This is a genomic window from Brevundimonas sp., assembly GCF_030656255.1.
Classification (GTDB): Bacteria; Pseudomonadota; Alphaproteobacteria; order Caulobacterales; family Caulobacteraceae; genus Brevundimonas.
Genome location: NZ_JAUSOE010000036.1, coordinates 17,293 through 29,938 on the forward strand (window position 1 = coordinate 17,293; position 12,646 = coordinate 29,938).

Below are 12,646 nucleotides of genomic sequence, written 5' to 3' on the forward strand. Positions count from 1 at the left end.
AGGATCGCATGACGCGGGAGAAGGCCGAGGCCATCCTGACGTCGGCCGGAGCGGCCGGCGACGACGGCTTCCCTCTGCTGGAGGCGGCGATCGCCTGCGCCATCCATGACGACCCGTTGCGCGACGCCGAGCCCGTCCGCACCCTGGCCCACAGCGCCTGCGAACGGCTGAAGGAGCGGATCGGCGCAGAAGGCCCCGACGACGCCCTGTCCGAGACCATGGCGGCCGATCTGCGGCTGAACGGCGACCTGCTGCACTACGACCATCCCGACAATACCGACATCATTGCGGTGGCCGAGCGTCGGCGCGGTCTGTCGGCGGCGCTTGCGGTCTTTTATCTGCACGCGGCCAAGGCGGCGGGACTCAAGGCGGCCGGCGTCGATTTTCCGGGCCATTTTCTGGTGCGGGTCGAGACCGGCGAAGGGCCCGTGGCCCTGGACCCCTTCAGTCAGGGGCGGCTGGTCATGCCCAGCGAACTAACCCGGCGCGCCCTGCGAGCCGGCTTGACGCCGCATGTCGCCGACCGTCTGGACATACTGATGGCGCCGGTGACCGACCGCCAGACCCTGATCCGGCTGCAGAACATGCTGTTCAGCCGCGCCATCCACAGCCGCGACTATGACGCCGCCGAGCGTTCAGCCCTACGCCGCGCCCTATTGGACCCTGACGACCACCGGCCCTGGCTGGACGTCGCCGCCGCGCGCGAGAAACAGGGCGCCCTGACCGGCTCGCTCCAGGCCCTGTCGCGCGCCCACGGTCTGGACGGTGTCGAGGAGGCGCGGCGCAGTTCGACCTTCGAACGCGTGCGGCTGCAACTGAACTAGACCACCTCGCCGCGCAGCAGCTTCGGCAAATCCCCGGTCGCCCCGCCGGCCTCCTGCATGAAGGCCCGGCGCAAGGGTCCGATACGGTTCACCGCCGCCATGCCGAGGTCGCGCGCGATCCGCACAGCGGCGATGTCGTTGGAGAACAGCCGCACGAAGGCGTCGAACCCCGCCGCCAGGACCGCCGTGTCGAACCGGCGCCAGCGGGCGTAGCGTTCCAGAACCGTCTCGGCGCCCAAGTCTTCGCCCAGACGCGCGGCCTCGGCCAGCACCTCCGCCAGGGCGGCGGCGTCCTTCAGCCCCATGTTCAGGCCCTGACCCGCCACCGGATGCACGCCGTGAGCCGCGTCGCCCATCAGGGCGATGCGCGGCGCGATCAGTTTTTCGGCCAGGCTGAGCGACAGCGGATAGACGAAACGCGGCCCCTCGACCGTCACATCCTGCAGGAAATCGCCGAACCGTCGCATCAGATGGGACTGGAAGGCCGCATCGGACGCGTCGCGCAACGCCTCGGCCCGGCGTGTGGTCTCGGTCCAGACCAGGCTGGCGCGCTGGTCCGTCAGCGGCAGTATCGCAAAGGGGCCGCTGGGCAGGAAATATTCATGGGCGACATTGCCGTGGTCGCGGCCCAGCCGCACCGTGGCCACTACGCCGCTCTGACCGTAACTCCAGCCGACCGTCTCGATCCCAGCGGCGCGCCGCACGGTCGAACCCCGGCCTTCCGCCCCCACCACCAGAGGCGCGATCAGGGTCGCGCCGTCCGCCAGGGTCACGGTCGCCTTGCCGGCGTCGGTTTCGACCCGGACGACCGAGGCCGGCGCCCGCACCTCGATCCCCGCCGCCGTCACCGCCTCTGCCAGGGCCACGCGGATGCGGCGGTTCTCGACCATATAGCCCAGGGGCTCGCCCCCGGTGCGGCCGCCGATCTCGTCGGCGTCGAACCGCAGGAAGGCCGGCGAGGCCGACCGGCTGGCCGCGCCCGGCCGACGGCCGTCGGTCACCAGGATATGGTCCATCCGGCAGGCGTGGGGTCGCAGGGACTGGCCCAGACCCAGGACGTCCAGCATGCGGAAGGTCGAAAAGGCCACGGCCGTCGAACGGCCGTCGAAAGTCGGCGCCAGCTGGGCGCTGAACGGTTGCGGATCGACCAGGACCACCTTCAGCCCGGCCTGGGCCGCCGCCAGAGCGAACGCCGCCCCGCTCAACCCCGCCCCGGCGATGATGATGTCGTAGCGTTCGGTGTCTGCCATGGCAGGCTTGTCGCGCCCGAAGACCGAAACGTCCAGACGGGAAATCGTCACAGCGCCGACGAGCCTTGACCGAGGTCAAGGCTTTCGCCCGGCGGCCGGCTCACGGGTGTCGGGGCAGGAGGCCCGGATGAACAGACGACGGATTTTGATCGGCGCTGGCGCCACGCTCGCCCTGGGCGCAGCGGGCGGCGTGGCTTGGCGGACGTCCACCGGATCGAGCGGCGACTACGACCGCTTGGCGGCCCGGTTTCGCGCGCCCCTGACCGACGCGCCGCCCGTCACTGAACTGATCCGCTACGCCGCCCTGGCGGCCAGTGGTCACAACACCCAGCCCTGGCGCTTTCGCCTGTCCGACGGGGCCGTCGACATCCTGCCCGACCTGTCGCGTCGAACGCCGGCGGTCGATCCTGACGACCATCACCTGTTCGTCAGCCTAGGCTGTGCGGCCGAGAATTTGCGGATCGCCGCCGGTGCGACCGGCCGTCCCGGCGAACTAGCCGTCGGCCCCGATGGACGCAGCCTGCGCTACAGCTTCACCTCCGGAAGCGCCCAGCCCGATCCCCTGTTCGCCGCCATTCCGGCTCGACGCTCCAGCCGCACCGTCTATGACGGCCGCCTTATACCGGCGAACGCGCTGGCCCAACTGCGTCAGGCGGCTGCGGCGCCCGGCGTCGCCGTTCATCTTCTGATCGACCGACCCAGTCTGGACCGCGTCCGCGAACTGGTCGTCGCCGGCAACACAGTTCAGATGGCCGATCCCGCCTTCATGGCCGAGCTGAAGCAATGGCTGCGCTTCAATCCCCGCGCGGCTCTGCGCCAGGGCGACGGCCTGTTTTCGGCGGCCAGCGGCAGTCCCGTCCTTCCCGACGGGCTCGGCCGGCTCGCTTTCGACCGGTTCTTCACCGCCGCGAGCGAAAACACCCGCTATGAGGCCCAGATCGCCTCGTCCGCCGCCGTGGCCGTCTTCGTGGCGGAACGATCCGATCCCGCCCACTGGATCGCCGTCGGCCGGGCCTGCCAGAGGCTGATGCTGGCCGCGACGGGCTTGGGGCTGCGCCACGCCTTCGTGAATCAGCCAGTCGAGGTCGCGGCCCTGCGCCCGGAACTGGCCGCCCTGGTCGGCGAGGGCGACAAACGCCCGAACCTGGTGCTGCGGCTCGGCTACGGCCCGACCCTGCCTCTGTCCCCGCGCCGCTCGGTCGAGGCGGTGATCGTCTGACGGCTTGGGCCGGCTGGTAAACAACCTCTTAACCCTGAAGGTGCGACAAGGGCGGTTGAACGTCAGCCGCCCGGAAGGTCCGCCTTTCATGTCCACCGCCCTCGCCGTCGGCCGTCAGGCCTGGATCAGCGCCCGCATCCTGTGGGGCGCGCCCTTTGTGGTGCGGTTCCGGGGCGTGCTTCAGGCCCTGCTGGCCACCCTGCTGATGATCGCGCTGATCTCGTGGAACCCGGCCGACGCCAGTCTGAACGCCGCCTCCAGCCTGCCGACCACCAACTGGCTGGGCGCCAACGGCGCTTTGTTCGCCGATCTGTTCATGCAGTCGCTGGGTCTGGCCGCCTGGCCCGCAGCCCTGCTGCTGGTCGCCTTCGGCCTGGCCCGTGCGGTCGGCGACGCCATCCAGCAGCGGCTGAAGCCGACACCATTGAAGGCCCTGGCCGCGACGGCCGGGGTGCTGCTGCTGTCCGGGGCCCTCGCCGCCCTGGCCGCGCCGGCCGCCTGGCCCCTGGCCGCCGGACTGGGCGGACTTTGGGGCGACGGCTTCACCGGCCTGACGGCCCAGGGCCTGGGCGCCCTGCGTATTCCCGGCGGTCGGATCATCGCCGGCCTGATCTTCCTGATCGGCGGCCTGTGGCTGACCGGTTTCGCCATCGGCCTGCGCGCCATGGATTTCGTGGACGCCCTGCACTGGGGCCGGTCGCTGCGTCGCCCGAGCGCCCCCCCCGCCCCTGCAGTCAAGACGCCCCGCGCCCGGGCGCCGGCCAAGCCCAAGCCGGAACCCCGCTCAGCCGTCGCGCCTGGTGAGGCGGCGCTCGACGCGGGTTCGGCCGACGCCCCACAGACCGCCTATGACGACCTGCCGCCGTGGGAGGACGAACAAGTTCAGGCCGCGCCCCGCCTTTCGGCCGCTCGCCCGATCGAGCCCCGCGTGGCCGCCCCCAAGGCGCCCAAGGCCCGCAAGGAGGACACCGACCAGCAGGCCTTCGACTTCGTACGGCCCGAAGGCGCCTTCGACCTGCCGCCGCTGGGCATACTGACCAAGCCCGCCCAGCGCGTCGCCTCGGTGGACGAGGATTCGCTGAAGCAGAACGCCAAGATGCTGGAAGGCGTGCTGCAGGAGTTCGGCGTGCGCGGCGTGATCGACCAGATCCGCCCCGGCCCCGTCGTCACCCTGTACGAACTGGTCCCCGCACCCGGCGTGAAACACGGCCGCGTCGTGGCCCTGGCCGACGATATCGCCCGCTCCATGTCCGCCCGCGCCTGCCGGATTTCGGTGGTCCAGGGGCGCAACGCCATCGGCATCGAACTGCCCAACGCCAAGCGCGAGACCGTCTATCTGCGCGACCTGCTGTCCAGCGCCGAATACGACAAGAAGGGCCATCTGCTGCCCCTGGCCCTGGGCGAGACCATCGGCGGCGAGCCCTATGTCGCCGACCTGGCCCGCATGCCCCACCTGCTGATCGCGGGCACCACCGGCTCGGGCAAGTCGGTCGGGGTCAACGCCATGATCCTGTCGATCCTGTATCGCCACAGCCCGGCCGAATGCCGTTTCATCATGATCGACCCCAAGATGCTGGAGCTGTCGGTCTATGACGGCATCCCGCACCTGCTGGCCCCGGTGGTCACCGATCCAAAAAAGGCCGTCGTCGCCCTGAAATGGACGGTGCGGGAGATGGAGGACCGCTATCGCCGCATGTCCAAACTGGGCGTGCGCAACATCGCCTCCTACAACGAGCGCGCCCGCGAGGCTCAGGCCAAGGGCGAGCATTTCGAACGCACGGTCCAGACCGGTTTCGACGAGCAGGGGCGCCCGGTCTATGAGTCCGAGAAAATCCGGCCCGAGCCCCTGCCCTTCCTGGTCGTGGTCATGGACGAGATGGCCGACCTGATGCTGGTCGCCGGCAAGGACGTCGAGGGCGCCGTCCAGCGCCTGGCCCAGATGGCGCGCGCCGCCGGCATTCACCTGATCATGGCCACGCAACGCCCGTCGGTCGACGTCATCACCGGCACCATCAAGGCCAACTTCCCGACCCGGATCAGCTTCCAGGTCACGTCAAAAATCGATAGCCGCACCATCTTGGGCGAACAGGGCGGCGAACAGCTGCTGGGCCAGGGCGACATGCTCTATATGGCCGGCGGCGGACGGATCACCCGCCTGCACGGCCCCTTCGTCGACGACAAGGAGGTCGAGGACGTCTGCAAACACCTGAAGGCGCAGGCCGAGCCCGACTATCTGGACCTGATCACCGACGAGCCGGACGGGGATGCGGACGGCGCCGTGGACGATGGGGGCGGCGGCTCCGGCGACGACCTCTACGATCGCGCCGTGGCCGTGGTCACCCGCGACCGCAAGGCCTCGACCTCCTACGTCCAGCGCCGGCTCCAGATCGGCTACAACCGCGCCGCCTCCCTGATCGAACGGATGGAGCAGGAAGGCGTGGTCAGCCCCGCCAACCACGCCGGCAAGCGCGACGTCCTCGCCGGCCCGCCGCCGATGGTGTGACGCCGCTTCGGAACAGGCGACGTCCAAGGCCGTTACCCCTCCCACTGCCGTCGCAAGCTTCAGCATTTCGATGAACAGGGCTTCATCGGAGCGCCGGAATATGGTCAGGCTCGCGTCATTCCGACGCCAAGCCGACCGGGCAAGACGGCAGGATCGACAACCGTCCCGAACGGGAGACTGACTTCATGACCGCCCACGCCAAGACCCTCGCCATCGCCCCTGCCGATCTCCAGCGCCGTCGGCTGCTGTTGGGCGCAGGCCTCCTGACCGGCTTCGCGGCGCTCGGCGTCTTCGATGCGGCCCAGGCCCAGTCCAACCTGTCCGCCGAGGACCGCGCCGTGGTGCAGCAGGCTCAAGCCTATCTGCAGGCCCTGACCTCTGCTCAGGGGACCTTCGTCGAGACGGGTCCCGGCGGTCAGCGCCGTGAAGGTCGGTTCTATCTGCAGCGTCCGGGCAAGATGCGCTTCGAATACACCAATCCCGCCGGCCTTCTGGTGGTGTCGGACGGCTACAACGTCAAACGCTATGACCCGCGCCTGAACAATTTCCAGCAGGTGCCGCTGGGCCGCACGCCCCTGTCCACCTTCCTGGCGCGCAATGTCCGCCTGGATCAGGGCGTCCGCATCGACCGTGTCACGCGGATGAGCTCGGGCGCCTTCGCGATCACGGCGCGCGATTCCGGTCGTCCCAACGACGGTGCGGTCGTTCTGGCCTTCGCCGGCGATCCGATGCGGCTGCATGAATGGACCATTACGGACGCACAGGGCGCCCGCACCCGCACCCAGCTGACCGCTCTTCAACCGGCTTCGAACCTGGCTTCCAGCCTGTTCCAGTTGCGGGATCCGACCCGTCGCCCGGGCCGCAACTGAGTCTGGCTTCAAGGATCAACACTATCCGTCCGTTGCCGGATAATCACAGCCAAACGTCAAATATGACAATTTGACCTTTTCTTTTTGCCGTGACATCAGAAGCACAGAGCGGCGGCGGCCGTTCTACCGCCTCGGATGCATCCCCCTCCCGGCGGCGAGAGAGACGATCACCTTTTATAAGCCCGGCCCGTAGCGGCCGGGCCTTTTTTATGCGCCGGGGCCTGCTATGGCGGGGCATGACCCTTCGCCTCGCCACCTGGAACATCAACTCCGTCCGCCTGCGCATCGACCAGGTCGCCCGGTTCGTCGCCGAACGCGCGCCCGACGTCCTGCTGTTGCAGGAGATCAAATGCACGACGGATCAGTTTCCGCGCGCGGCCTTCGAAGAGATGGGGATGCCCCACTTGCGCGTGGCGGGCCAGAAGGGCTGGCACGGGGTCGCCATCGCCTCGCGCCTGCCGCTGGAGGACAGCGACACCTTCCAGGTCTGCAAACTGGGCCATGCGCGCTGCGTCTCGGCCCAGGTCGCCGGGATCGATGTTCAGAACTTCTACATCCCCGCCGGCGGCGACGTCCCTGATCGGACCCTGAACCCCAAGTTCGATCACAAGATGGATTTCTACGAACAGCTGACGGCCATCGTCGCCCGCCAGGATCAGGCCCGCCCCCTGGTCATGGCCGGAGATTTCAACATCGCGCCGGGTGAAGGCGACGTCTTCAACCATCGCTACATGTCCAAGATCGTCAGCCACACCCCGATCGAGGTCGAGACCCTCAATCGGCTCCAAGCGACCGGCGGTTTCGCCGACGTGCTGCGCGACCGGTTCCCCGAGCCGCAGAAACTGGCCAGCTGGTGGAGCTATCGCGCCGCCGACTTCCGCAAGTCCAACCGCGGCCTGCGCCTGGACCATATCTGGACCTCGCCGGGCCTGACCTCCGCCGTCGTCAAAGACACCGCCCGTATCCACGACGACGTCCGCGAATGGGAACGGCCGTCGGACCACGCCCCGGTGACGGTCGATCTGGACGTCTGACCCTCAATAGACGGGAAGCAGGCGTCCACGAGTCGCGGTGGTGGGCTTGGGGCGTCGGCCCAGAGCCTTGGCCGCCTTGGCCAGTCGGTCCACGGCCTGATCCAAGACCGGTTCGGGCAGGGTGTAGGGCAGGCGCAGGCGGCGTTCGAAGGCGCCGTCGACGCCGAATCGAGGCCCGGCCGCGAGCCGCAGCCCCTCGGCCTCGGCTCGCACCGTCAAGGCGGAGCTGATCGGCGCGGGCAGCCGGACCCAAAGCGACAGGCCGCCGGCAGGACGGGGGCAGGTCCAGTCCGGCAGGCGGTGAGCAAGCTGCGCGCGCAAATGGTCTCGGCGCGCGCGCAGCAGGGGGCGACGCGCCGCCAGGGCCGCGCCGCCGTCATTCAGCAGTTCAACCGCCGCCAACTGCTCGAGGATCGGCACGCCCAGGTCGAAACTGGCGCGGCTTTGGGCCAGGCGCTGGATCACCGCTCGGTCGGCGCGGATCCAGCCGATGCGCAACCCGCCCCAGACGCTCTTGGACATGGAGCCCAGCCGCACGACGCGCGGCGCATCGACGGCCGAGGCGCTGAGTGCGGGCGGTCCGCTGAGCGTCAGATCGACCAGGGTCTCGTCGAGGACCAGCAGGGTCTCGCTCCCCTTCAACCCGGCCAACAAACGCGACCGGTCGGGCGCACGCATCATCCGGCCGGTCGGATTATTATGATCGAGGACCAGATAGGCCATGGGCGCGCCGCTGCGCCGACAGGCCGAGACCAGACCCTCTACATCCCAACCGTCCTCGCTTGCGTCGTCCGGCAGGGCCACGGGCGTGGCGCGTCCTCCGGCGGCCAGGATGGCGTCGATGGCCTGGGGATAGGTCGGATGGTCGATCACCACCGGATCACCGGGGCGAACCGTCAGGCGCAACAGATGGACCAGGCCGTTGTGCGCCCCGTGGGTGATCAGGATCTGGCCCGGCGACGTCGGCAGGCCCCGGCGGCGATAGCCGGCCGCGACCGTTTCGCGCAGCTCCTCCAGCCCGGCGGTTTCATAGCCGTGGCCGGGCAGGTTCGCGGGCAATCGCTCGAGCGCGCGAACATAGGCGGCATGAACATTGGGGTCGGCGGGCAGGACTGCGGCCGTCAGGTCGATCAGGCCGGGTTTAGTCTCGTCGACGCCGGGGGCATGACGCGGACCGGGCCCGGCCGGCAGACTTGTCCGGGCCGCCGCCCCCTGTCCGCCGGTCAGAAAGCCGTCATCCCGAAGTCGGCCATAGGCAGCGGATACGGTCGTACGGCTCAAACCCAACACCTGCGCCATTTCTCGCTCACCGGGCAGCCGCGCCGCCAACGGCAGTCGTCCGTCCAGGATCAAAAGTCGTACTGCGCCGGCAAGCTGGCGATAGGCCGCCCCCGCGCCGGGCGTGCGCCAGGGGCCGAGATGACGTGTCAGGGAGACGGGACTGATAGATTGCGGCGACATAGGCCAGAATGGCATAACTGGACCTTTTTCTAATAGCCAGTTTGTCGCAATTCGACGAAATGACCCGTCGCCTGATCCAATTGTTCGTCGGCCTGATCCTCTACGGCCTGTCTATCGCCCTGATCGTGCGCGCCGATCTGGGGCTGGACCCGTGGGACGTCCTGACCCAGGGCGTATTCGAACGGTTCGCCGGCCCGGCGGGTATCGGCTTCGGCCTGGTCGTCAACCTGATCGGTATGGCGGTGCTATTGTTATGGATTCCCCTGCGCCAGCGGCCAGGAATCGGCACTCTAGCCAATGTTCTGGTCATCGGCACGGTGGCGGGGTTTGGTCTGGACTGGCTGCCGACAGACCTGGGCCTACCCGTCAGGGCCGTTCTATTAGGTACAGGAATCCTGCTGAACGGCGTGGCCAGCGGCGCCTATATCGGCGCGGGTCTTGGTCCGGGGCCGCGCGACGGCCTGATGACCGGGATTGTCGCGCGCACCGGCTGGCCGGTGAAATGGGTGCGAACAACAATCGAAGTGATCGTGGTGGCCGTCGGCTGGAGCCTGGGGGGCTCCGTGGGCCTGGGCACAGTGCTTTACGCCGTCAGCATCGGCCCGCTGGTCCACGTCTTCCTGCCGATGTTCACGATCAGGAAGGCGGCTGAGCCTCAGGGCTGAAGCCGGTATCCGCCCGCGTCGGTCAGCAGCAGTCGGGCCTGCCCAGGCTCGGGCTCGATCTTCTGGCGCAGCCGATAGATATGGGTTTCCAGCGTATGGGTGGTGACGCCGGCGTTATAGCCCCAGACTTCGGTCAGCAGCTCCTCACGCGACACCGGCTTCGCGCCGGCGCGGTACAGGTATTTCAGGATGTTGGTTTCCTTTTCCGTCAACCGCACCTTCTTGCCCTTGGCGTCCATCAGAACCTTGGCCGCAGGACGGAACTCGTAGGGGCCGATGGAGAAGACGGCGTCTTCCGACTGTTCGTGGCTGCGCAGATGGGCGCGGATGCGGGCCAGAAGCACGGCGAATCGGAAAGGCTTGGTGACATAGTCGTTGGCCCCGGCGTCCAACCCCAGGATGGCGTCGGCGTCGGCGGCCTGGGCCGTCAGCATGATGACCGGGGTGGAAACCCCGTCCTTGCGCAGCAGGCGGCAGGCCTCGCGGCCGTCCATGTCGGGCAGATCGACGTCCAGCAGGATCAGGTCGGCGCGGATCTCGCGACCCATCCTCACCCCGTCCGTGGCGGTCGCGGCCTGCTGGGTCTTGAACTCCTCATGGAGGTTCAACTGCTCGGCCAAGGCCTCGCGCAGGTCGTCGTCGTCGTCGATGATCAGAATGGTCTTGGGCGTGGGCATGTTCAGACAATGGCGAGGCTTGGCCCCCGCGCCAAGGCTTGGGGGTGCGAATTCACGTCGGGTTACGGCCTAGAGGCGGTTTAAGGACGATTTCGTTCCCCAAACAACGCCGTTCCCACTCTGACATGGGTCGCGCCGCAGCGGATGGCGGCCTCATAGTCGCCGCTCATCCCCATCGACAGGACCGACAGGCCGTTGCGTTCAGCCATGTCGCGCAACAGGACAAAATGGGATTCGGCCGCCTGATCCGCTGGCGGAATGCACATCAGACCTTCGACCGTCAGGCCGTAGGTCCGTCGCGCCGTCTCGATCAGGGCGTCGGCGGCCTCGGGCAGGACCCCGGCCTTCTGCGGCTCGGCGCCGGTGTTGACCTGAACCAGGACGCGCGGCGATCGGCCGCGTTTCTGCGCCGCCTCGGCCAGGGCGCGGGCCAGTTTTTCGCGGTCCAGGGTCTCGATCACATCGAACAGGGCGACGGCGTCCTCGGCCTTGTTCGTCTGCAGGGGGCCGATCAACCGCAACTCCAACCCCGCCAGGCCCGACAACCTCTCGGTCCAGCGCCCCTGCGCCTCCTGCACCCGGTTCTCGCCGAACACCCGCTGGCCCGTGGCCAGGATGGCGTCGATGGCCTCATCCGGCTGGGTCTTGGAGACGGCGGTCAGGGTGACGGCGGCGGGATCTCGTGCGGCCGCGTGACAGGCGGCGTCGATTCGGGCGCGGACGGCGGCGACCCTTTCGGCGATGGACGGGGCGGACGAAGCGAGGGAAGAAGAGGTCATGATCCTGCCGGCTGATTACAGCGACGATGCGCGCGCGCTCTGGGATGCGGCGACCGCTCTAAACCGTGCCGCCGCCGCTGTCAGCCCGCACGCCGCCGGTTTGCCGCCGTTGCTGTTCTTCACCGACCCGGACCGTACGCCTCGACCGTGGGAGACGGCGGTCCGGCTGCCGGCGGGATCTGCGGTGGTCTATCGCGCCTTCGGGGCGGCCGACGCCGTCGAGACGGGACGACGGTTGAGAGAAGCGACGCAGGGCGTCGGGGTGAAGCTTCTGATCGGGCGAGACGCCGATCTGGCGGAGACCTTGGAGGCGGACGGGCTTCATCTGCCTGAACGCGAGGCGGGACGGGCGCGGTCCGTTGGTCAGGCTCATCCCGATTGGCTGCTGACCGCCGCCTGGCATGGGGGTCGGCCCATGACCGAAGGTCTGAACGCCCTGGTGCTGTCGCCGGTGTTTCCGGCCGGCGGAACCTCAGCGGTCAAACCCGCCCTGGGCGTCGCCGAATTCAGGTGTTGGAGCCAGAATGTCGATCTTCCGGTCTATGCTCTGGGTGGGATCAAGCCGGATAATGTCGCGTCCCTGATCGGAGCGGGAGCGTGCGGGCTGGCGGGGGTGGAGGCGATCCAATTCGCCTTCCGTTGAGACGGTCGTCTCGACGACGCATAAAAACCATCGGCCAGTCTGGCCCGCAAGGCGTGGCCAGGGCGGAAGGCTGGCGTCGACGCCGTGAGGCGTCGATCACGAATCAGAAGTTGAAGATGGTCTCGAGCCGCACGCGGGGCTGGGTCCGGCCATTGGTTTCAGGCGCGCGGGCCGGGTCGGCTTCGCGCGATGCTACAGCGGCGGCGGCGCCGACGCGCAGACGGTCGTTCAAGCGGTAATAGGCGCCAGCCTCGACATCGCCCCAGTCGGTCTCGCGCCCGACCGGTTGGTTCAGATTGAAATCGAGACCCCACCGACCCTTGTCGTTCAGGCGCAGGCCACGTCGTTGTTGTGACGGGGCGTTGCGCTGGGCGGCCTGGGCTTCGGACAAGGTGACGCTGGGCGCGCGCGTGGTCGCTGCGTTCTGGGCAAGCGCCGGCGCAGCGACGGCGAGCGCCATCGTCGCAAAAATCACAGCCGAGAAACCGCCGAAACGCATTCTGAACCCTTCGAACGTCCTTGATTTTGGACGTCCCTACCCTGAACCGACCCTAATATGGTCGTGGACGCCGCGATTAGACACCGGGGGTCCGCCCGGTCAACGCAACGTGGTCCGGATGTCGGGGTTCCGCTGCATTGTTGCAGTGCGATGTGGCTCAAGCGTCACGGGATTCGAGCCAAAAGAGGGGTTGCTGTCAGCGATCTGTCACGGAACGGCGCAA

Annotated in this window: 12 protein-coding genes; 7 read left to right on the forward strand and 5 right to left on the reverse strand. The window is 68.4% G+C overall.

Annotated elements, in window-relative coordinates:
* Positions 1 to 8: 8 nt before the first annotated feature.
* Entirely contained in the window at positions 9 to 824 is an 816-nt protein-coding gene (locus Q7J26_RS04110; protein ID WP_304935238.1) for a transglutaminase family protein, read from the forward strand.
* On the opposite strand, the gene Q7J26_RS04115 is transcribed toward Q7J26_RS04110, so the two are convergent.
* Entirely contained in the window at positions 821 to 2,074 is a 1,254-nt protein-coding gene (locus Q7J26_RS04115) for a UbiH/UbiF/VisC/COQ6 family ubiquinone biosynthesis hydroxylase (protein WP_304935239.1), read from the reverse strand. The two genes, Q7J26_RS04110 and Q7J26_RS04115, sit on opposite strands and share 4 nt — an antisense overlap.
* A 127-nt stretch (positions 2,075 to 2,201) precedes the next feature.
* On the opposite strand from Q7J26_RS04115, the gene Q7J26_RS04120 reads away from it, so the two are divergent.
* The 4 genes from Q7J26_RS04120 (at position 2,202) to xth (ending at position 7,699) form a co-directional block, all read left to right on the forward strand.
* The gene (locus Q7J26_RS04120) at positions 2,202 to 3,293 is read left to right on the forward strand and encodes a nitroreductase family protein (protein WP_304935240.1); all 1,092 of its coding nucleotides are present in this window, start codon (positions 2,202 to 2,204) and stop codon (positions 3,291 to 3,293) included.
* 88 nt (positions 3,294 to 3,381) lie between these two features.
* Positions 3,382 to 5,796 (forward strand): DNA translocase FtsK 4TM domain-containing protein, encoded by a 2,415-nt coding sequence (locus tag Q7J26_RS04125; protein WP_304935241.1) that lies wholly within the window; start codon positions 3,382 to 3,384, stop codon positions 5,794 to 5,796.
* A gap of 185 nt (positions 5,797 to 5,981) precedes the next feature.
* Complete coding sequence (locus Q7J26_RS04130) at positions 5,982 to 6,665, forward strand: outer membrane lipoprotein carrier protein LolA (protein WP_304935242.1); 684 nt, start codon at positions 5,982 to 5,984, stop codon at positions 6,663 to 6,665.
* A 236-nt stretch (positions 6,666 to 6,901) separates the two neighbouring features.
* A complete protein-coding gene (xth, locus tag Q7J26_RS04135; RefSeq protein WP_304935243.1) occupies positions 6,902 to 7,699 on the forward strand; it encodes an exodeoxyribonuclease III in 798 nt (265 codons plus the stop codon).
* 3 nt (positions 7,700 to 7,702) lie between these two features.
* Here the strand turns inward: xth and Q7J26_RS04140 are convergent, their stop codons facing one another.
* Positions 7,703 to 9,175 (reverse strand): PLP-dependent aminotransferase family protein, encoded by a 1,473-nt coding sequence (locus Q7J26_RS04140; protein WP_370651907.1) that lies wholly within the window; start codon positions 9,173 to 9,175, stop codon positions 7,703 to 7,705.
* A 44-nt stretch (positions 9,176 to 9,219) separates the two neighbouring features.
* On the opposite strand from Q7J26_RS04140, the gene Q7J26_RS04145 reads away from it, so the two are divergent.
* On the forward strand, positions 9,220 to 9,825 hold the full coding sequence (locus Q7J26_RS04145) for a YitT family protein (protein ID WP_304935245.1): 606 nt from the start codon (positions 9,220 to 9,222) through the stop codon (positions 9,823 to 9,825).
* Here the strand turns inward: Q7J26_RS04145 and Q7J26_RS04150 are convergent.
* Both Q7J26_RS04150 and Q7J26_RS04155 read right to left on the reverse strand, forming a co-directional pair.
* A complete protein-coding gene (locus Q7J26_RS04150; protein WP_008263939.1) occupies positions 9,816 to 10,502 on the reverse strand; it encodes a response regulator transcription factor in 687 nt (228 codons plus the stop codon). The genes Q7J26_RS04145 and Q7J26_RS04150 overlap by 10 nt on opposite strands.
* Before the next feature lie 80 nt (positions 10,503 to 10,582).
* Positions 10,583 to 11,281 carry a YggS family pyridoxal phosphate-dependent enzyme gene (locus tag Q7J26_RS04155; protein WP_304935246.1) on the reverse strand — a complete coding sequence of 233 codons (699 nt, stop codon included), beginning with the start codon at positions 11,279 to 11,281 and terminating at the stop codon, positions 10,583 to 10,585.
* On the opposite strand from Q7J26_RS04155, the gene Q7J26_RS04160 reads away from it, so the two are divergent.
* Positions 11,280 to 11,924: a thiamine phosphate synthase gene (locus Q7J26_RS04160; RefSeq protein ID WP_304935247.1), complete on the forward strand. Its 645-nt coding sequence runs from the start codon at positions 11,280 to 11,282 to the stop codon at positions 11,922 to 11,924. The two genes, Q7J26_RS04155 and Q7J26_RS04160, sit on opposite strands and share 2 nt — an antisense overlap.
* A 103-nt stretch (positions 11,925 to 12,027) precedes the next feature.
* Here Q7J26_RS04160 and Q7J26_RS04165 read toward each other — a convergent pair whose 3' ends face one another.
* Positions 12,028 to 12,423, reverse strand: a complete 396-nt coding sequence (locus Q7J26_RS04165) for an NtrZ family periplasmic regulatory protein (RefSeq protein WP_183197004.1) — start codon at positions 12,421 to 12,423, stop codon at positions 12,028 to 12,030.
* Positions 12,424 to 12,646: the final 223 nt, after the last annotated feature.